Below are 19,828 nucleotides of genomic sequence, written 5' to 3'. Positions count from 1 at the left end.
AATTGAGATTCCTGCTTTCGCAGGAAGTCTTAATATCTGTAATGCTCAGGTTTGAAAGGACCTTCAACCGTTACACCAATATATTCAGCTTGATCTTGCTTAAGTTCTGTAAGCTCAACACCAATTTTTTCTAGGTGTAATGCCGCTACTTTTTCGTCTAAATGCTTCGGTAACATGTACACGTCGTTGTTGTACTTATCAGAATGATTCCAAAGCTCTATTTGCGCTAACGTTTGGTTAGTAAAAGAGTTACTCATTACAAAACTTGGATGACCAGTTGCACAACCTAAGTTTACTAAACGTCCTTCTGCTAAAACGATAATATCATTACCATCAATAGTATATTTATCTACTTGAGGTTTAATCGTGTTTTTAGTGTTACCGTAGTTTTCGTTTAACCAAGCCATTTGTATTTCATTATCAAAATGACCAATGTTACATACTATGGTTTTATCTTTCATTGCTTTAAAGTGCTCTGCACGTACAATGTCTTTGTTACCAGTTGTAGTAATTACGATATCAGCATTACCAACTACAGTTTCTAATTTTTTAACTTCAAAACCGTCCATTGCAGCTTGTAACGCACAAATTGGGTCAATCTCAGTAACTGTTACGATACTTCCAGCACCTTTAAAAGACGCTGCAGTACCTTTACCAACATCTCCGTAACCACAAACTACAACGCGCTTACCAGCTAACATTACGTCTGTTGCACGACGTATAGCATCTACAGCACTTTCGCGACAACCGTATTTGTTATCAAATTTAGATTTTGTTACAGAGTCGTTTACGTTAATAGCAGGCATTGGTAATGTTCCGTTTTTAACACGCTCGTATAAACGGTGTACACCAGTTGTAGTTTCTTCAGATAAACCTTTAATACCAGAAGCTAATTCTGGGTATTTATCTAAAACCATATTAGTTAAATCACCACCATCATCCAAAATCATGTTTAATGGTTTACGATCTTCGCCAAAAAATAAAGTTTGCTCGATACACCAGTCAAACTCTTCTTCCGTCATGTCTTTCCAAGCATACACAGCAGTTCCTGCAGCAGCAATAGCAGCAGCAGCTTGATCTTGAGTGGAGAAAATGTTACAAGAACTCCAAGTTACTTCTGCACCTAATGCTTGTAAAGTTTCAATTAAAACAGCAGTTTGTATGGTCATGTGCAAACAACCTGCAATACGTGCACCTTTTAACGGTTGCTCGTTTTTATACTCTTCACGTAAGCTCATTAAACCTGGCATTTCTGCTTCGGCTAATTCAATCTCTTTTCTTCCCCAAGCCGCTAACGACATGTCCTTTACCTTGTTTGGTACGAAAGGAATTGTTTTTGTACTCATATTCTTTTTTCTCAAATTTTTAAAATGGTTCTTGCCTTTGGGTTTAACATTGAAATGGTTAAATTCGCTTACCAAAAAATGCCAAATCTGCCTTAGGCAGTGCAAAGATAATCAATAGGTTTTACAATATTAAATGCCACTGTACAAATCCATTAGTGTAAACTCACAAACTACTGTTAAAATCTGGAAGATTGAAGAGTCTTATTCCGATTTACTTCAACCTCTAGATTTAAAACCACAAAGTCTTGAACGCGTGTTGGGTATGAAAAGCGAACTGCATCAGCGCGGTTTTTTAAGTGTAAGGCATTTGCTTCATGAGTTTGGTTATACAGATCAAGATTTGTTTTATGACGATAATGGAAAACCACATCTTAAAGACGGCAAGCATATTTCTATAACACACAGTTTTACGTTTTCAGGAGTTATTGTTAGCGATAAAGAAGTCGGTATAGATATTGAAATGCAGCGCGATAAAATTGCAGTTATTGCACACAAGTTTGTGGACTACGAGTTTAATTATCTGGATAAATCTGCTGACGATTACATTAATAAACTTACTGTAATTTGGGGAATTAAGGAATCGTTGTATAAGCTTTTTGCAACTCCAGGTATGCTGTTTAAAGAGCATTTTTTAGTAATTCCATTCACGTTCGATGATGGAGAAACCATTGCTTGGATAGATTATAAGGGTAGAAAATACAGATACAATACTGCGTTTTTAGAGTTTGAAGGCTTTACTTGTGCATACGTCGTTCCTTAATCTATGACCATCTATTCTCACATAAAAAAGTCTATAGTTGAAAGCGAAAGGTTGCTTGCAGTTTTAATCGATCCAGATAAAACAGAACTTGACACGATTGAAGGCATTGTGACAAAAATCAATCAATCTATAGCAACTCACATTTTTGTTGGTGGAAGTGAAGTAGATGAAGGAGTTACTGAAGTTATAGTACAAGCCATTAAGCGATATACAACACTACCAGTAATACTGTTTCCTGGTGATGTAACACAAATTACAGATGAGGCTGACGGTATTCTGTTTTTGTCTTTAATTTCAGGTCGAAATCCAGATTATCTCATTGGTAAACATGTAGAATCGGTTTCTAAATTAGCCAAAACACAACTGGAAGTGCTTCCAACAGGTTATATTCTTATTGAAAATGGAAAACAAACTGCTGTAGAGCGCGTAAGCAATACCAGCCCTTTAAGCAGATCGAATAAGCAACATATTGTAGATACAGCCAAAGCAGGAGCACTTTTAGGGATGCAACTAATCTATCTTGAAGCTGGAAGTGGAGCAACACATCCTATAGAGCCAGAAATTATTTCAGCAGTAAAAAATATCTTAAATATTCCGCTTATTGTTGGCGGAGGTATTAGATCTAAAACCGAATTAGAAGCAGCCTATAAAGCAGGAGCAGATCTTGTGGTTATAGGTACAGCCTTTGAAACGAATCAACTTTTTTTTGAACAACTAAAATTATAATCATGCAAATATCAATAGACTTAACCTTATCTCCTTTACAAAACGATTACGAAGTTCATATTATAGATTTTATCAAGGCTTTGAGAGCTTCAAAATTTACGGTTTTAGAAAATCCATTAAGCACACAGATTTTTGGGGAATTTGATGAGTTAATGCCATTTTTAAATGATGCCATTAAAACGTCTTTTGAAAATACAGATATTAGTGTACTCACCATGAAAGTGGTAAAAACAAACAGAAGTGAGTACGAGCCGCATTTCTAAAGCCCTTTATTTATGAGCCAAATTTTTGATTTTTTCTTTTCGCAATATGCTGAATATGCTAGAATGGATATCATTTTAGAAATCGTTGCAGTCGTATTTGGGTTTTTGTCGGTTTGGTTTTCTAAGCAAAATAACATTTTGGTCTTTCCAACCGGAATGATAAGTACTATCATATTTGTATACCTATTGCTAAAGTGGGAGCTACTAGGTGATATGATGATTAATGCATACTATTTTGCTATGAGTGTTTACGGATGGTTTGTTTGGACGCGAAAGGTTGACGAAACACACGTAACACCAATTTCGAGAACTACATCAAAAGAAAAATCACTAAGCTTTGGTATCTTTTTAGCAACCTTGGTTTTTGTTTTTATAGTCTATAAAACTTTTGATAAATGGAACGGTTGGGTAGCGTATGTAGATACCATTACAACGGCCATTTTCTTTGTTGGTATGTGGCTAATGGCACGACGAAAAATTGAAAACTGGATCTTTTGGATTATCGGAGATATTATTTCTGTGCCTTTATATTTTTATAAAGGGTTCACTTTCACTAGTTTTCAATATCTTGGCTTTACAATTATTGCAATATTCGGATACTTAGCATGGAAGAAGCACTTAAACAACAACCAAGCAACTGCATAAAAGTTGTGTTATTTGGTCCAGAATCTACTGGAAAAACAACACTGTCTAGGCAATTGGCCAGACATTACAATTCGGTTTGGGTGCCAGAATATGCGCGAGAGTATCTTCAAAATAAATGGAACAACGAAAGAAAAACCTGTGAGCCTCACGATTTATTGCCAATTGCCATTGGCCAAATGAATTTAGAAAATGACTTGGCTCAAAAAACAGATTCAGTACTTGTTTGCGATACAGATATACTTGAAACTAAGGTGTATAGCGAAGCGTATTATTCTGGTACATGTGACCCGATTTTAGAAGCACATGCTCTAAAAAATTCTTACGAGCTCTATTTTTTAACCTATATTGACACGCCTTGGGAAGCAGATGATTTGCGAGATAAACCCAATGAGAGAGAACGCATGTTCAAAGCTTTTGAAAACGCTTTAATCAAATACAACAGACCGTACGTTTTGTTAAAAGGGAATAAAAAGGAGCGCCTAAAAACAGCTGTTGAGCATATTGATAACCTACTTAAAAACAGAATATGAGTTTTACAGAAAGCGATATTAAACAAATAGATTCTAAAGGGCTTACAGTTGATAAAATTGAATCTCAAATAGAATTGTTTAAAACAGGTATACCTTTTACAAATATTGCAGATGCAGCTACGATTGGTAATGGTATTTTAGCATTTTCAGAAGAAGAAAAAGATGAGGCCATATTGCATTTTGAAAGTCATAAAAAAGGGCTGTCACTTTTAAAGTTTGTGCCTGCTTCTGGTGCTGCTACCAGAATGTTTAAGTTTCTGTTTAAGTTTTTGCAAGAGTATAATCCAAAACAAGAGTCTTTAAATGCCTTTATCAATAAAAATGATTCAAAGGATTTAGCTTTCTTTTTGGTTGGATTAGAGAAGTTTCCGTTTTATGAGCAAATAATAGAGCGACTACAAGTAAAGGGAATTGATTTTAAAACCTTATCTACACAAGATAAAGCTGTCCATTTTGTACAAATAATGCTTAACGAAGATGAACTTAATTTTGGAAATTCTCCAAAAGGATTGCTTCCATTTCACAAGTATAAGAATGGCTATATTTCTACTGCGTTTGAAGAGCATTTGTACGAAGCAGCACTCTATGCTTCAGACGATAAAAAAGCAGAGCTTCACTTTACAATTTCGGAGCGCTACAAGGATAAATTTACAGAAGAGTTTAGACGAATAGAAGAATATGTTGAGGAAAACACAGGTGTATCGTTTAATATTTCGTTTTCATACCAACAACAGTCTACAGATACTATTGCAGTAACGCCAAAAGACAAACCATTTAGAAACGACGATGGCACATTGCTTTTTAGACCATCTGGTCATGGTGCTTTAATCAAAAATTTAAATGATCTTAATGCAGATGTTATTTTCATTAAGAATATAGATAACGTAGTTGTAAAACAATACAAAGATGAGGTTGGTAAATACAAAAAAGTGCTTGCTGGCATTTTGCTGAAATTGCAAAGTAAATCTTTTGAGTGTCTTAGGGTTTTAGATCAGGAAAACATTTCTGAAAGTGAGTTTGAAATGATTGAAACATTTTTAACGAACGAAATGTGTATTAAAATTTCTGGTGAATACAGAAAATATTTAGACAAGTATAAGATTGAATATTTAAAAGAGAAACTCAACAGACCAATCCGTATTTGCGGAATGGTAAAAAATGAAGGAGAACCAGGTGGAGGACCATTTTGGGTAAGAGATATTTATGGCAATTTATCGTTGCAAATTGTAGAGTCTGCTCAAATTAATTTAAAAAACAACAGTCAAAAAGACATCCTAACGAATGCAACACACTTTAATCCGGTAGATTTGGTGTGTGGAGTTAAAAATTACAAAGGAGAGAAATTTAATCTCGAAAATTTTGTAGATCATAATGCTGCATTTATCACAGCAAAAACTAAAATGGGAAAAGACCTTAAAGCATTAGAATTACCTGGACTTTGGAATGGTAGTATGGCACATTGGAACACTATTTTTGTTGAGGTGCCAATCATTACATTCAATCCAGTAAAAACAGTAAACGATTTACTAAAAGCACCACATCAAATCGATTAATTGTGGATGTTGAAGCCTTAAAATCTGAATTAATGTATAAAGCCGTCCGAAGCTCAGGCAGTGGAGGACAGCATGTCAATAAAGTCGCTTCAAAAGTAGTGCTCTACTTTAATGTTGAAGCTTCAGCACAATTTACAGATGACGAAAAAGCGCGCTTAACTGAGTTTTTTCAAAATAGATTAAACAAGCAAGGTGTTTTGGTTATGGATTGTAGCGAAAGCCGAAGCCAGTTTAGAAACAAAGCCTTGGTTACTCAAAAGTTTTTAGATCTTATTATTGAAGGATTAAAAGAAGAAAAAGAGCGCAAACCAACCAAAGTGCCAAAAGCGGTAAAACGAAAGCGACTCGATACCAAACGCAAAAACGCTGAAAAAAAGGCAAATAGAAAACCGCCAAAAATCGATTAGGATTCAAAATTCAAAAAAATCGTAAATCGTAAATCAAAAATCATAAATAGGTTTTATCTTTGCGCCGTTCTCAAAAAAGGGGTGCTTTTTTTTGATTGACGAATGACGATTTGAGATTGACGATTGATGAATCATAAGATTCAAAAATCTGAAATCAAAAATCTGAGATCTAAAATCATTAGGCTGAGATCATACCCATTGAACCTAGAACAGGTAATGCTGTTTAGGAAGCGAGCGTTAAGAAAATGTCTGGTAGATATTTTTAGCGAGTGCGATTAGGTCATCAGTGTTGGTTTTACTTCTAAGCATTTAATGACTTTAAAATATGCATTTAATGTTTTAGAATTTTACCAACCTAGCATCAAATCTCATTCTAAAACTGCTCAAAAATCAATTATTAACAAAAGAATAATTACCTCTTTTTATTCGATTATAAGACTATAGTCGTATGAAAAATTTATTCAACAATCTCTCAAAAACAAAACAACAGAGATTAACAATTTTCATTTTTATTTTAAGCCTTTGTTCAGCTTATGGACAAGAAAAGTTTACAGTTTCAGGTGTCGTAACAATTGATAAGGAGCCTTTACCTGGAGTAAGTGTGTACGCAAAAGATACAGAGAAAAGTGTACAAACTGATTTTGAAGGCAAATACGTATTAAGCCTTCCTAAAGGTGAATACGAATTGGTGTTTAATTATATGACGCCAAACCCTATTCAGAAGTCAATTATTTTGGATAGAAACTTAATTCTGAATGTAGAAATCAATGAACAGATTAGAAAGCTAGATGAAGTTTTAGTAAAAGCTGTACGTGTACAGGAGAAAGCGCCAATTACACACTCTAACGTTACTAAAGAAGAGATTTCAAAACGTAATTTAGGGCAAGACATTCCTGTGTTGTTAAACTTTTTGCCATCTGTAGTTACTACAACAGATGCAGGTGCTGGTGTAGGTTATACTGGTATTAGAGTAAGAGGTGTAAGTCCGCAATCTACCAATGTAACTATTAATGGTATACCTTATAATGATGCAGAATCTTTAGGGACATTTTGGGTTAATTTAGGAGATATAGCATCTTCTGTAGAAAGTTTACAGTTACAACGTGGTGTTGGTACATCTACCAATGGTTCTGGTGCATTTGGTGCTAGTATCAATGTGCTTACAGATGCTGTTGCAAAGGATGCTTATGGCGAAATTTCAAATTCTTTTGGTAGTTATAATACCAGAAAGCATACAGTAAAGTTTAGCACAGGATTGTTAAACGATCATATTGAAATTGCTGGTCGCTTATCTAATATTGTATCAGATGGTTACATCGATCGAGCTTCGGCAGACTTAAAATCGTATTTTTTACAAGGTGCTTACGTAGATGACAATACTTTAATAAAAGCGGTTGTATTTGGTGGTAAAGAAGTAACGTACCAATCTTGGAATGGTTTAGAAGATCTAGACTTGCTAGAGAATGACAGAACCTACAATACAGCAGGTATGTACGAGGATGCTGAAGGAAATATTCAGTTTTATGATAACGAGGTAGATAATTACAGCCAAGATCATTATCAATTGCACTGGAATCAACGTTACAACAATAACTGGTCTACAACTATTGGCTTAAACTATACCAATGGTCGTGGGTATTTTGAGCAGTATAAAGAAGATGAAGATTTTTCAGATTATGGTTTAGAAGAATTAGACTTTAATGGCGAAGTAGTTAACACTACAGACCTTATTCGTCGTCGTTGGTTAGATAATGATTTTTATGTTGTAAATGCCACTGCAAACTATAAAGATGCTAATATCGATTTAATTTTTGGTGGTTCTTTTAGCCATTATGATGGTGATCATTTTGGTGAAATTATTTGGGCAGAATATGCCAGTCAAAGTCAAATTAGAGACCGTTACTACGATGGTAATAGTTTAAAAAATGATTTATCAGTATTCTCTAAAGCTAACTATAAGCTAAATGATAAAGTAAGCCTTTACGGAGATTTACAAGTTAGAAGTGTAACCTATAAAACCTTCGGAAACACATCTGACTTAGTAGATTTTGAAGTTAATAAGGATTTTACATTCTTCAATCCAAAAGCAGGTATAACCTATGATTTAAATGCAGGTAACAGTCTTTATTTCTCTTATGCAAGAGCCAACAGAGAACCAAATCGTACCGATTTTGAAAGTAATAACGATATAGAGCCAGAGCAGCTTAACGATTTTGAGTTAGGTTGGAGACACAAAAACGGAAACTTTACGTTTAATGCCAATGCTTACTACATGTTGTATAATGAGCAATTGGTGTTGTCTGGTCAGTTAGATGATGTTGGTAACCCAATACGAACTAATAGTGGTGAGAGCTACCGTTTAGGTTTAGAGTTAGAGGCTATTATTCCGGTAACACCAAAATTAACCTTACAACCTAATGTAACGCTAAGTTCTAACAAGAACAAAGAAACTATCATCGATTTTGATGGCGAATTACAAAACTTAGGCAAAACAGATATCTCGTTTTCGCCAGAACTTGTAGCAGCAAATGCAATTGTATTTCAGTCAGTACAAGATTTACAAATGGCTTTACTAAGTAAATATGTCGGTGACCAATACATGAGTAATACCGAAGCTGATGCTTCAAAGCTAGATAGCTACTTTATTAACGATTTTAATATTAGTTACAAATTATCATTCCGAGGTACAGAGGACTCTCAACCTATTTTTGATTCTATCGTGTTCACAGGATTGGTAAATAACATATTTAATGTAAAGTATATATCTAACGGTTACTATTACACTTATGATGATACGTGGTCAGATCCTAATGCAGTAACAACTATTGAAGGAGCTGGTTTTTATCCACAAGCTACAACTAACTTCTTGGTTGGTATGACTTTGAATTTTTAGGAAGAGAAAAACTATAAGAGAAAACCCTGTAAGCTAATGTTTACAGGGTTTTTTATATAAAATGAATTTCTTTAATTAGAAACTAAATATTGACCATTACCTAAATCATCTACTCTGTAAGGTTTTAGTGTACATGGTAAAGTGTTTCCTTCAAAACCAAAACCAGTAGATAGACTATATTGGTTAACATTATCACAATTAGATTCTACAATATCACCGCTTACAAAAGTTAATGTTGAACAAGCTGAAGGAGGTAAGCTTGGATCTGCTGCATCCCAAGCGTATAATGTAGTAGAAGTTAGACGATATAACCAAATACCATTGTTGCCTTGATTAGCAACATATACAGCATTACTATTAAACTGAAGTTGGCTAAACTGTGGTAAATTAGTATTTACAGTGAGGTTAACACCTGCATCAAATAAGAGGTTGCAATTAGGGCTGTTGTCACTTTTACTACAACCTAAAAGAGCAGTAAAACAAAGAATTAGGGTAATCTTTTTCATTAAAAAATTTTTATCGCAAATTACAATTATTTCAACGATAGATTAAATATTTGTATATTTGTGTTACAATCTCGTTAGCGCGAGATTTTTTCTTTAGTCCCGAATTCTCGTACTGAGCGCAGTCGAAGTATGTTTCGGGATCTTTTTTGAAATTGCGCTAGAGATTTCAATATTTAAACGAATGAATTATGAGTAAAGTATCTTATTATACAGCAGAAGGATTAAAAAAGTTAAGAGAAGAATTAAATCATCTTAAAGATATTGAGCGTCCAAAGGCATCTCAAGCCATTGCAGAAGCAAGAGATAAAGGCGATTTAAGTGAAAATGCTGAATACGATGCAGCTAAAGAAGCGCAAGGTATGCTTGAAATGAAGATTTCTAAAATGGAAGAAACTTTAGCAAATGCTCGTGTTATTGATGAGTCTCAGTTAGACACTTCTAAAGTGTTGGCCTTATCTAAAGTGAAGATAAAAAACCAAACCAACGGTATGGAAATGACCTATACCTTGGTAGCAGAGAGTGAAGCTGATTTGGCTTCTGGTAAGATTTCTGTAAACTCACCAATAGGTAAAGGTTTATTAGGTAAGTCTGTGGGTGATATAGCAGAAATAAAAGTGCCAAATGGTATCTTAAAATTTGATATTTTAGAGATATCTAGGTAACAAATTTCTGTGCAAAACAGAAATCCTAGAATTATAAGATTTATAAAAAGATTCCTTAATTAAGGAATCTTTTTATATTTATAGAATAGATTAAATGCTTAACAATGGCCACACTCTTTACAAAAATTATTAATGGTGAAATTCCATCTTACAAAGTAGCTGAAACAGAAGATTTTTATGCGTTTTTAGATATTAATCCTAACTCAAAAGGCCACACGCTTTGTATTCCTAAAAAAGAGGTTGATAAAATTTTTGATTTAGACGAGGCAACTTACATGGGTTTAATGCAGTTTTCAAGACGTGTAGCTTTAGCGATAGAAAAGGTAATTCCGTGCCAACGTGTAGGGATGTCAGTTATCGGTCTAGAAGTACCACATGTACATGTACATTTAATACCGCTTCATACTATGGAAAATGCACGTTTTACCCATAAAGAAAAATTGACTTCAGAAGCGTTTGAAACTATCGCCAAAAAAATTGCTGACAATTTTAGTTAATCATGAGTGTTGTGGCTAATTGTATTGAGAGTTTCTTTTAATTAAAAAGAAATTACACCTGTAGCAAATAGAATCACCAGAGTTACAATCAGCAAATCAAAACCAATAAAAGCCCAAGCTAAAGGTTTTAATTTTATAGATTTTGGTCTAGGCTTTACAGCACGTTGCTGATATTCTACAACACGTTCTATATCATCGGTCCAACGCACGGGAAATATTGTAGTATTACAACTATAACAGTGCATCTGAAAAGAGGTTTCTGGTGTTATAGCTTTATAAAAGATGTTTTCGGTTAGTTTTTGTTTAAAGGTAATTTCTAGACCATCATTAGAGTAACATTCCGGACAGTTATTACTCAGTCTTGCTTCTTTTAGTGTAAAGTATTTTGATGAACCCATACCCAAATTTAAAATATTTTTTTTAAAACGCTCAATATCAGTGTTTTTTGTGCTTGAGGTTGAGCGATTGTTTTTTTCGCAAACTTAATATGTTTTCTAAATAAATTTTAAACTAAATGCTGTTTTCTAAATAGCTTTTAAGGCAATTTGTATGGTTGTGCCTTTACCAATTTCAGACTGAATGACTTTAATCTTTCCTTTATGATAATCTTCAATAATACGTTTAGCCAACGATAATCCAAGTCCCCAACCACGTTTTTTTGTGGTGTATCCTGGTTCAAATATTTTACTAAAAAGTTGTTTAGGAATCCCTTTGCCTGTATCTGTAATGTTTACAAAAACTTGCTTTTCTATTTGAGAGATATTGAGCTTTAAGTCGCCTTTACCTTTCATGGCATCAATGGCATTTTTTACTAAGTTCTCAATCGTCCAACTAAACAATTGCGCATTAAGCTTTACAGGAATCTCATTAGTAGGAAGTTCAATTTCAAAATTAATAAGTTTTGAGGATCTGGATTTTAAGTACTCATACGAGGATGTTGTAACTTCAACTAAATCTAAAGTTTCTAGAGTTGGTGCGGATCCAATTTTGCTAAAACGATCAGTAATGGTTTGTAGTCGATCGATATCTTTTTCAATCTCAGTAATATACTCAGGATTTACATTTTCGGTTTTCAAAATTTCTGTCCAGCCAACCAGAGAAGATAATGGAGTGCCAATTTGGTGGGCTGTTTCTTTGGCCATACCTGTCCATAGCTTGTTTTGTTCTGCAGATTTAGTGCTCCTGTAAAAGAAATAAACCACTGCTGCAAATAGTATAATAATTAATAATAATGCGAGTGGATAAAAGCCTATTTTTTTGAGAAGAGGAGAGTTGCCATAGTATATGGTTTGGTATACTTCACCTTTAACAATGACTTCTATTGGTTCATTTTCGTTTGAAAATTTAGTAATGAGATAATTAACATATACAGGATCTTTTAATTTTTCTTCATCTAAATTTATAGAATTATAGTCTCCGTTTTTATCAATAACTAGCATTGGTGTGCTAGTTGTGGTTTCGGTAAGTACATGAGTGGTTACCGGATCAACATCTTCATCTAAATTTTCATAAACACTTCTTAGAAAATTATTTTGAGCAACAGACCAGGTTTTAATTTTTACACGTTCTTCAGCTTTAAATTTTTGAAAAAAGGAATACGTATTCCAAAGAATAAGTGAGATAATAATAAATGAAGAGGCTATAATAACCCAACGGATAACATTACGATTAGAGCTAAAGGACATTCGTTATTGCAATTTCTTTTTTAAATATAATGTAAAACTGTTAATAATATTGTTTAGATACAACGGTAAAACTTTTTCATTCGCTCAGCAATATAATTATCTTTGTTGAAAATCAACAGGCTACATGGTTTCATTCAGTCCAAAAGACCTTACAACAGGCAGATTACACGGTTATTTATTAAGTGCAGTAGCACCAAGACCTATTGCTTTTGCTAGTACAATAGATAAAGATGGTAACCCAAACTTATCTCCATTTAGTTTCTTTAATGTATTTAGTGCCAATCCACCAGTGTTAATTTTTTCTCCAGCCAGACGTGTTAGAGATAACACAACGAAGCATACATTAGAAAATGTAGAAGACGTTAGTGAAGTGGTAATTAATGTGGTGAATTATGATATTGTTCACCAAATGTCTTTAAGTAGCACAGAGTATCCGGAAGGTGTAAACGAGTTTGAAAAAGCAGGTTTAACCATGTTACCCTCTGAAGAAGTGAAGCCATTTAGAGTGGCAGAATCTCCTATACAGATGGAGTGTAAAGTTAATGAGGTTGTAAAGTTAGGGACCGAAGGAGGTGCAGGTAATTTGGTAATTTGTGAGGTTGTAAAACTTCATATATCAGAAGAGGTTTTAAATGAAGATGATACCATTAATCAAGAAGCTTTAGATTTAGTTGCCAGAGCAGGAGGTAGTTACTACAGCAGAGCTAAAAGTGGATTTTTTGAAATTCCGAAGCCGCTAAAAACGATGGGAATTGGTGTAGATAATTTACCAGACCATGTTAAAAATAGCATGATATTAACAGGTAACGACTTAGGCATGCTTGCCAATGTAGATGTATTGCCTTCAAATGATGATGTAGAGCAGTTTGTAAATGATATTAGCGAGCGTTATCCAGAAATAAAAAGTTCTACTCATAGAGAAAAACATAAGCTGGCAAGAAATTATTTAAGCTATGGAGATGTAGAAAGTGCATGGAAGTTATTACTTTCGTAGCTTGAAAATTTTGGAATAGAAAACCAACCATAAATTCATTACAGAATTATGGTTTCTGTGAGACCAAGAACATATAAATCTCTAATTGTAGAGAGCAAAAAGAAAGAAAATTAAATTATAGATTAAGCAAAAATGGAAGTACAAGGACGTATTAAGGTGATTGGAGAGACTCAAACTTTTGGAAGCAATGGGTTTAGAAAAAGAGAAGTTGTAGTAACAACAGAAGAGCAATATCCGCAACATATTATGATTGAGTTTGTTCAGGACAAAACAGATTTATTAAATAACTATCAAGCAGGACAGCAGGTTAAAGTTAATATTAACCTTAGAGGACGTGAGTGGGTAAATCCACAAGGGGAAACTAAATATTTTAACTCTATCCAAGGATGGAGAATAGAGGCTTTACAAGCTGGTGCCGCTAACGGAGATATGCCACCTGTACCACCAACAGAAGCTTTTGAGCCTGTTAATAATTTAAACGAAGACGATCATGATGATCTACCTTTCTAATTCGAAAGGATTTTAATAAAATTAAAAAAGACTTGTTTTGTTTAAAGCAAGTCTTTTTTTATATCATAAAATAAATAGTCTCAGTAAGTTTTAAGATTGTATTTCAACAATTAGAAATAAAAAAGTCCCAATGGTTAGTTGGGACTTAGTATTGTGGTTTTAGGTTTGATCTTCACAAACAAACTTAAAAAAAAGCAATGATGAACAAAAAATTTATTTAATAAAGATCAGGTCAAATATCAATAAAATTCTTATACTATCAAAACCAAAAGCCTTTATTAACAGTAAAAACTACATAAAAACTCTAAAAAATGCAATTGCTATCACAAAAAATAGCCTTTCCAGATGTTTCTGAAGCCACTTTTGAAGGCTTGTTGGCAGTTGGTGGCGATTTATCTTCAGAACGCTTAATACATGCTTATTCTAAAGGAATTTTTCCTTGGTTTGAAGATGACGAGCCATTACTGTGGTGGTCTCCAGATCCAAGATTTGTGTTATTTCCAGAAAATTTAAAAATTTCAAAGAGTATGAAGCAGATTTTAAGGAAGAATATGTTTGAAGTTACTGTAAATAAGGATTTCAAATCTGTAATAGAGCATTGTTCAATAGCAAAGCGCGAAGGGCAAGATGGTACTTGGATTACAGATCAAATGACCAAAGCTTATACAAAATTACACCAGTTAGGCTATGCAAAATCTGTAGAAGTATGGCAAAATAACGAGTTAGTTGGTGGACTTTATGGAGTAGATTTGGGCAACAAAGTGTTTTGCGGAGAAAGTATGTTTACCAAAGTTAGTAATGCCAGTAAGGTAGGTTTTATAACCTTTATGCAAAATTCAAATTATAAACTCATAGATTGTCAGGTGCATACAAAGCATCTTGAAAGTTTAGGCGCAGGTTCAATACCACGAACAGAATTTTTGAGGTTTCTTTAGATTTTTAATACAGCTGAAGTTAAAAAAAATAGTTTTTGTTCTGTATTAAGGTTAAAGGCTTCAAACCGATATTCTGTGCCAAACTGAAGCTTAAGTGTTTTTGAAACCAACCAACCTATATGAGCTGTTGTTCTATGGTCTAGTTCTGGTTTTTCATTTTTACTATTACTTAAAAGCGCTTCCATAGCACCTACAAAATAGGCTTCACCAATGTCTAACTTTTCACCATTAAGTGGAAAATCTAACGCAAAACGATAGCGCGACCTAAGTATGGTGAGATCTTCTAAAATTCGCTGTTCAAATCGTACACGATGCCCAAAACGTGTGTCTTCTTGCTTTTTTGTATAGTTAAATTGTTGGGTTAGTCGCAACTCATTACTGTCACCATCTATAGACTCTCGTATTCGGTATTGTACTCCTAAACTAATAGAATGGTTGTAGTCTAAATTTAAGGTTGAAAAATGTACAAAATCGAGTTGTCTGTTTTCAAAGTTAAAATCATCATCTTGATATAAGTAGTATCGAGAACGAACAGCAAAATTTACCTTATAATTACTACTAATGTCAGTATTTATAGCAAAGCTTGTTTCGCCTAACCCTTCAAATTCAGATTGTGAAAATAATGTGTTAATACCAGCAAAACATGCCAGGACGACTAAAAGAAATTTAGTATAAGACATGCTCGTATGACGTAGGATTTAAAATTCTAAAGTTTACAAATTCGCCAAATGTATTAAAAATAAACTCTCTAATGTCTCTTTTTTTATCAGTTTTAACTTCAGCAATAATCTCAAAATTAGGCGCTTTTAATGAGTTGTTGTTTAGTACGTTATCTACAAAAGTTTTAGCGTCTAATTTTACATTATAAATGTACTGTTCTTGCACTTTTATAAACTTGTGCTTAGTAAAAGAGGATGCAAAATAGTTTTCGATTTTGGTTTTTACGGTCTCGTCTATGTTTTTTAATTTGGTAAGAACTTCTATGTCTTCAATATTACCATCTATAGAAAATTCCAGACTGTAGCGTTTTCTTTTGTATTTAAACTTTACCTCAAAACTTTGTTTTTCGCCATCTGTTTCTTTGTAAAATTTTAAACGTTTGCAATCATCAGGTAGGTTTTTAATAACCGCTTTAGCAGCTTCAGGAAATTCAGCTAAAGGTATACGCTCTTCTTTTTCGTTTTTTGTTTGGCAAAAAACAAATTGACAAAAGCATAGTAAAAAGATGAAAGCTTTAAGTTTCATTGTTTTTTTAAACCTCGTTATATCTAAAACAAGATACTTCATGGTCGTTTACCATGCCAGTAGCTTGCATGTGTGCATAGATTACTGTGGTGCCTACAAATTTAAATCCTCGTTTTTTTAGATCCTTACTTATAGCATCGCTAAGAGGTGTGTTTGCAGGAGCTTCTTTATAGTTTTCTATGCTGTTTTTTATAGGTTTTCCATCTACAAAACCCCAAATATATTTTGAAAAACTACCAAACTCATCCTGAATTTTCATAAAAGCTTGCGCATTGGTAACCGTAGCGTTTACTTTTAGTTTGTTTCTAATGATGCCTTCATTCTGAAGTAATGTATCAATCTTATCTTGTTTGTAGTTTGCAATTTTCTTATAGTCAAAACCATCAAAAGCCTTTCTAAAGTTTTCACGCTTACGAAGAACTGTAATCCAACTTAGTCCAGCCTGAAAAGTTTCAAGAATTAAAAATTCAAATAAAGTGTCGTCATCATATACAGGAACTCCCCATTCTTGGTCATGATAAGCTTCATAAAGCGGATCTCCAACACACCAGCCACATCTGTGTTTTGTCATTTTGTAAGTTTTAGAATTTTACACTACTAAGGTAACAAGTGTCACATAATAAATAAACAATCATAGTTATTTTTGTTACAAATTATAACCTATAAAAAGGTATTTAGCATGGAAATTATAGAAAACACAATGGTTACAGATATTATAAAAAAGAGTTTAAATACATCAATGAGTTATGATGAATATAGAACTCTGGTTACAAACCTTGTTGAAGCACAATCTACAACCGGAAAAGAAAAAACAGAAGCGTTGGTAGAGTACACAAAAATGAATGATAGACGCATGAAGCGTTGGGATAAAACAGTTAAGTTGTCTGATGCCGCACAAGAAAAGATAACGGCTTATTCAAAAAATATAACTTGGATAGTTTTAACCGAAAGCTGGTGTGGAGATGCTGCTCATATTATGCCTGTTATTAATAAGGTGGCTGAGCAGAATGAAGCCATAGATCTAAAAGTGGTGCTTAGAGATGATAATGAGGACTTAATGAATCAGTTTTTAACCAATGGTGGTAAGTCTATTCCAAAACTTATTATGGTTGATAACGATACCAATACAGTTGTAGATACTTTTGGTCCCAGACCTGCAATTGCTACCGAAATGGTAAATACTTACAAAGCACAACATGGTAGGCTAACACCAGAATTTAAAGAAGACTTACAGCGATGGTATAATAAGGATAAAGGACAATCTACAATTGAAGACTTAGTTAATCTTTTAAGTTAAAATGACAGTACGTTTAGTTAGATTAATTAGTAGCTGAGCGTAGCCGAAGTCAACTTTTTCCTTTAAACATAAATGTAATAGTTCCAATTTGTTTGGTTTTGCTAGAAGTATCAAACAGAGCTTCTTTAGCATATTCTAATGCACGATTTATTAAACATTGGTTGCTAGAATTAGAAGATCCATTAATAGAGGCATCGGTAACGATGCCTTTTTCGTTTACCGTAATATTTACTACAATTTTACCTCCGGTTTCGCACAAGTATCTAGGTATGTCGTAGTCTTGCATAATTCTGCCTGTTAAAGAATATGTTAGTGTACTTTTAGATTTGGCGTGCTCGTCTGCTAGTTTTTTATTCTCTAAGCGCTTGTTTAATTCTTCCTGAAGTTTTTTGTAAGATTCGGTTTCTTCAGAGTTTATGGCATAAGCATTACTGCTGGCATAGGATTTGGAAATGCTGGTTTCTTCTGTAATATCACTGCTTCTAGCCTCTTCTAAAGCTTTGGTTGTACGTTCAAAATCATTAGCGCTCATAGTTTTGAAATTGCGCATCATTTCTTTGTATTCCTGGTCTTCGTTAAAAGCTTTGTTGGTAGATTTACCGTCCAGAGCGTCAAATAATTCTTGGTCTTCTTTTGTGATTTCAGGTTCAGGTTCAATCTCATAAAAGTTTTCAGTTATGAGTTTACTATTTTGTTTTAGTTGAAAACTAAACATACCCAACACCACAATTCCAGAAATAAGAAATGTGATAATACCTGCTTTGTATTGTTCTATAAATTTCAACTGTTTATGATTAAATCTTACCTATAGATATACGAAAATAAACTTAAAAAAGTTTAAAATACACTCATAAACCCTTGTTAAATCATTGGTCTAGAGGGAGAGAGGCTATAAAATCTTCAGGACTTAGTGCGTTTTCAACCTTAAAATCACCAATACGTGTGCGTCTTAAAACCGATAGATGTGCACCAGAGTTTAAGGCTTTTCCAAAGTCGTGAGCTAAAGAACGAATGTATGTGCCTTTGCTACAAACCACCCTAAAATTAAGCTCAATAGAATTGTTGAGTGTATTTATGTCTGTGATTTCAAACTCAGAGATTTCAATTTCTCTCGACTTAATTTCAACAGCTTCACCAGCTCTGGCAAATTCGTACAAGCGTTTACCATCTTTCTTTATCGCTGAAAATACAGGTGGAAATTGCTCAATTTTACCAATAAACTGTTTGGTAGTTTGGTGAATTAAGTCTTCAGAAATATGATCTATAGCAAATTTAGCATCAATTTCAGTTTCTAAATCGTAGGATGGAGTGGTACTGCCAACAACAAAAGTGCCTGTATATTCTTTTTCCTGACCTTGAAAGGTATTAATCTGCTTGGTCATTTTACCAGTGCAAATCACTAGTAAGCCAGTGGCGAGTGGATCTAAAGTGCCAGCATGCCCAACTTTTATTTTCTTAATGGCATAGGCTTTTCTAATAGCCCAGCGTAGTTTGTTTACGGCTTGGAATGAAGTCCAGGTTAGCGGTTTGTCAATTAACAGAACCTGTCCGTTTTTGTAATCTTCTAAAGTTTTCATGATGCTAATGACCAGATTATTGCAGCAATACCAACGATGATGCAGTAGATTGAGAAGTAGGTGAGTTTACTTTGTTTTACTAGTGCAATCATCCATTTACAGGCAAATAGTCCTGCTACAAAAGCAGCAATAAAACCAATGCCTAGTGTTGTAAAGTTGGCACTGTCGTAAGTGATTTCTCCACCTAAAATATCTTTAGCAATTTTTCCAAAAATTAAAGGCACTACCATCAAAAAAGAAAAACGAGCAGCCTTGGTTTTGTCATTACCCAATAATACCGAAGTAGAAATCGTAGCTCCAGAACGAGAGATACCAGGCAACATGGCAATGGCTTGAGATATACCAATAACAAACGCATCACTAAACGTTACATTTTTGTTGGTGTCCTTAGCTCTGTCTGCCATAAATAATAGAATTGCCGTAACAATTAGCATAACACCAACCAATAAGATGTTGCCGTTAAAAAGGGCTTCGAGCTGTTCTTCAAAAAACAAACCAACGATTACAGCAGGTATCATAGAGATTACAATTTTGCTTAGAAATTGTAAATCTTCGTTCCATTCAAATTTTAAGATACCTTTTATAATATCTAGAATATCTTTTCTAAAAATAACAATAGTACTCAGTGCAGTTGCAAAGTGTAGTACTACTGTAAATAATAAACTTTCTTTTGGTAACGAATTATCGCCAAGAATAGCTTTTCCTAATTCTAAATGACCACTGGAGGATACAGGTAAAAACTCTGTGAGTCCTTGTACAATTCCTAAGATAATAGCATCAATAATTTCCATACAACA

Annotated in this window: 24 protein-coding genes; 14 read left to right on the top strand and 10 right to left on the bottom strand. The window is 33.8% G+C overall.

What is annotated here, in order from left to right; all coding sequences use genetic code 11:
• Positions 1-29 precede the first annotated feature (29 nt).
• Positions 30-1,346 carry an adenosylhomocysteinase gene (gene ahcY, locus P7122_RS08970; RefSeq protein WP_278005453.1) on the bottom strand — a complete coding sequence of 439 codons (1,317 nt, stop codon included), beginning with the start codon at positions 1,344-1,346 and terminating at the stop codon, positions 30-32.
• A 133-nt stretch (positions 1,347-1,479) separates the two neighbouring features.
• On the opposite strand from ahcY, the gene P7122_RS08965 reads away from it, so the two are divergent.
• From P7122_RS08965 to P7122_RS08930, 8 genes are all read left to right on the top strand, one after another.
• On the top strand, positions 1,480-2,106 hold the full coding sequence (locus P7122_RS08965; RefSeq protein ID WP_278005452.1) for a 4'-phosphopantetheinyl transferase family protein: 627 nt from the start codon (positions 1,480-1,482) through the stop codon (positions 2,104-2,106).
• 3 nt (positions 2,107-2,109) lie between these two features.
• Positions 2,110-2,832, top strand: a complete 723-nt coding sequence (locus P7122_RS08960) for a phosphoglycerol geranylgeranyltransferase (protein WP_278005451.1) — start codon at positions 2,110-2,112, stop codon at positions 2,830-2,832.
• 2 nt (positions 2,833-2,834) lie between these two features.
• Entirely contained in the window at positions 2,835-3,095 is a 261-nt protein-coding gene (locus P7122_RS08955; protein ID WP_278005450.1) for a hypothetical protein, read from the top strand.
• 12 nt (positions 3,096-3,107) lie between these two features.
• Positions 3,108-3,740 carry a nicotinamide riboside transporter PnuC gene (pnuC, locus tag P7122_RS08950; protein WP_278005449.1) on the top strand — a complete coding sequence of 211 codons (633 nt, stop codon included), beginning with the start codon at positions 3,108-3,110 and terminating at the stop codon, positions 3,738-3,740.
• Positions 3,701-4,270, top strand: a complete 570-nt coding sequence (locus tag P7122_RS08945) for an AAA family ATPase (RefSeq protein ID WP_278005448.1) — start codon at positions 3,701-3,703, stop codon at positions 4,268-4,270. Before pnuC ends, P7122_RS08945 begins: the two co-directional genes overlap by 40 nt.
• On the top strand, positions 4,267-5,823 hold the full coding sequence (locus P7122_RS08940; RefSeq protein WP_278005447.1) for a DUF4301 family protein: 1,557 nt from the start codon (positions 4,267-4,269) through the stop codon (positions 5,821-5,823). The genes P7122_RS08945 and P7122_RS08940 overlap by 4 nt, the downstream gene beginning before the upstream one ends.
• 2 nt (positions 5,824-5,825) lie before the next feature.
• A complete protein-coding gene (gene arfB, locus P7122_RS08935; RefSeq protein WP_278005446.1) occupies positions 5,826-6,230 on the top strand; it encodes an alternative ribosome rescue aminoacyl-tRNA hydrolase ArfB in 405 nt (134 codons plus the stop codon).
• A 448-nt stretch (positions 6,231-6,678) separates the two neighbouring features.
• Positions 6,679-9,123 carry a TonB-dependent receptor gene (locus P7122_RS08930; RefSeq protein ID WP_278005445.1) on the top strand — a complete coding sequence of 815 codons (2,445 nt, stop codon included), beginning with the start codon at positions 6,679-6,681 and terminating at the stop codon, positions 9,121-9,123.
• 71 nt (positions 9,124-9,194) lie between these two features.
• Here the strand turns inward: P7122_RS08930 and P7122_RS08925 are convergent, their stop codons facing one another.
• Entirely contained in the window at positions 9,195-9,629 is a 435-nt protein-coding gene (locus tag P7122_RS08925) for a hypothetical protein (protein ID WP_278005444.1), read from the bottom strand.
• A gap of 188 nt (positions 9,630-9,817) precedes the next feature.
• On the opposite strand from P7122_RS08925, the gene greA reads away from it, so the two are divergent.
• Complete coding sequence (greA, locus tag P7122_RS08920; protein ID WP_278005443.1) at positions 9,818-10,291, top strand: transcription elongation factor GreA; 474 nt, start codon at positions 9,818-9,820, stop codon at positions 10,289-10,291.
• 104 nt (positions 10,292-10,395) lie between these two features.
• Complete coding sequence (locus P7122_RS08915) at positions 10,396-10,788, top strand: HIT family protein (RefSeq protein WP_278005442.1); 393 nt, start codon at positions 10,396-10,398, stop codon at positions 10,786-10,788.
• A 41-nt stretch (positions 10,789-10,829) separates the two neighbouring features.
• Here the strand turns inward: P7122_RS08915 and P7122_RS08910 are convergent, their stop codons facing one another.
• Both P7122_RS08910 and P7122_RS08905 read right to left on the bottom strand, forming a co-directional pair.
• Complete coding sequence (locus P7122_RS08910) at positions 10,830-11,186, bottom strand: hypothetical protein (RefSeq protein ID WP_278005441.1); 357 nt, start codon at positions 11,184-11,186, stop codon at positions 10,830-10,832.
• Positions 11,187-11,312: 126 nt separating this feature from the next.
• Positions 11,313-12,473, bottom strand: coding sequence for a sensor histidine kinase (locus P7122_RS08905; protein ID WP_278005440.1), 1,161 nt, complete (start codon positions 12,471-12,473; stop codon positions 11,313-11,315).
• A 124-nt stretch (positions 12,474-12,597) separates the two neighbouring features.
• Here P7122_RS08905 and P7122_RS08900 point away from each other — a divergent pair, with 124 nt between their 5' ends.
• The 3 genes from P7122_RS08900 (at position 12,598) to aat (ending at position 14,912) form a co-directional block, all read left to right on the top strand.
• Positions 12,598-13,467 carry a flavin reductase family protein gene (locus tag P7122_RS08900; RefSeq protein ID WP_278005439.1) on the top strand — a complete coding sequence of 290 codons (870 nt, stop codon included), beginning with the start codon at positions 12,598-12,600 and terminating at the stop codon, positions 13,465-13,467.
• 132 nt (positions 13,468-13,599) lie between these two features.
• Positions 13,600-13,977 carry a DUF3127 domain-containing protein gene (locus P7122_RS08895; RefSeq protein WP_278005438.1) on the top strand — a complete coding sequence of 126 codons (378 nt, stop codon included), beginning with the start codon at positions 13,600-13,602 and terminating at the stop codon, positions 13,975-13,977.
• A gap of 311 nt (positions 13,978-14,288) precedes the next feature.
• Entirely contained in the window at positions 14,289-14,912 is a 624-nt protein-coding gene (gene aat / locus P7122_RS08890; protein WP_278005437.1) for a leucyl/phenylalanyl-tRNA--protein transferase, read from the top strand.
• Here aat and P7122_RS08885 read toward each other — a convergent pair.
• Genes P7122_RS08885 through P7122_RS08875 form a run of 3 tightly spaced genes read right to left on the bottom strand, consistent with a single transcriptional unit; the run spans position 14,909 to position 16,728 of the window.
• A complete protein-coding gene (locus P7122_RS08885; protein ID WP_278005436.1) occupies positions 14,909-15,592 on the bottom strand; it encodes a DUF2490 domain-containing protein in 684 nt (227 codons plus the stop codon). The genes aat and P7122_RS08885 overlap by 4 nt on opposite strands.
• The gene (locus P7122_RS08880; RefSeq protein ID WP_278005435.1) at positions 15,579-16,157 is read right to left on the bottom strand and encodes a hypothetical protein; all 579 of its coding nucleotides are present in this window, start codon (positions 16,155-16,157) and stop codon (positions 15,579-15,581) included. The genes P7122_RS08885 and P7122_RS08880 overlap by 14 nt, the downstream gene beginning before the upstream one ends.
• 7 nt (positions 16,158-16,164) lie before the next feature.
• The gene (locus tag P7122_RS08875) at positions 16,165-16,728 is read right to left on the bottom strand and encodes a DNA-3-methyladenine glycosylase I (protein WP_278005434.1); all 564 of its coding nucleotides are present in this window, start codon (positions 16,726-16,728) and stop codon (positions 16,165-16,167) included.
• A 108-nt stretch (positions 16,729-16,836) separates the two neighbouring features.
• On the opposite strand from P7122_RS08875, the gene P7122_RS08870 reads away from it, so the two are divergent.
• Positions 16,837-17,454, top strand: coding sequence for a thioredoxin family protein (locus tag P7122_RS08870; RefSeq protein ID WP_278005433.1), 618 nt, complete (start codon positions 16,837-16,839; stop codon positions 17,452-17,454).
• Positions 17,455-17,503: 49 nt separating this feature from the next.
• Here the strand turns inward: P7122_RS08870 and P7122_RS08865 are convergent, their stop codons facing one another.
• From P7122_RS08865 to P7122_RS08855, 3 genes are all read right to left on the bottom strand, one after another.
• Entirely contained in the window at positions 17,504-18,238 is a 735-nt protein-coding gene (locus P7122_RS08865) for a hypothetical protein (protein WP_278005432.1), read from the bottom strand.
• An 82-nt stretch (positions 18,239-18,320) separates the two neighbouring features.
• On the bottom strand, positions 18,321-19,031 hold the full coding sequence (gene truB, locus P7122_RS08860) for a tRNA pseudouridine(55) synthase TruB (protein WP_278005431.1): 711 nt from the start codon (positions 19,029-19,031) through the stop codon (positions 18,321-18,323).
• Positions 19,028-19,822, bottom strand: a complete 795-nt coding sequence (locus P7122_RS08855) for an undecaprenyl-diphosphate phosphatase (protein WP_278005430.1) — start codon at positions 19,820-19,822, stop codon at positions 19,028-19,030. The genes truB and P7122_RS08855 overlap by 4 nt, the downstream gene beginning before the upstream one ends.
• Positions 19,823-19,828 lie beyond the last annotated feature (6 nt).

It is taken from the genome of Winogradskyella marincola (assembly GCF_029624125.1).
Taxonomy (GTDB): Bacteria; Bacteroidota; Bacteroidia; order Flavobacteriales; family Flavobacteriaceae; genus Winogradskyella; species Winogradskyella marincola.
The sequence above is the reverse complement of the archived record's forward strand: the minus strand, read 5'-3'. Positions and strand labels throughout refer to the sequence as shown.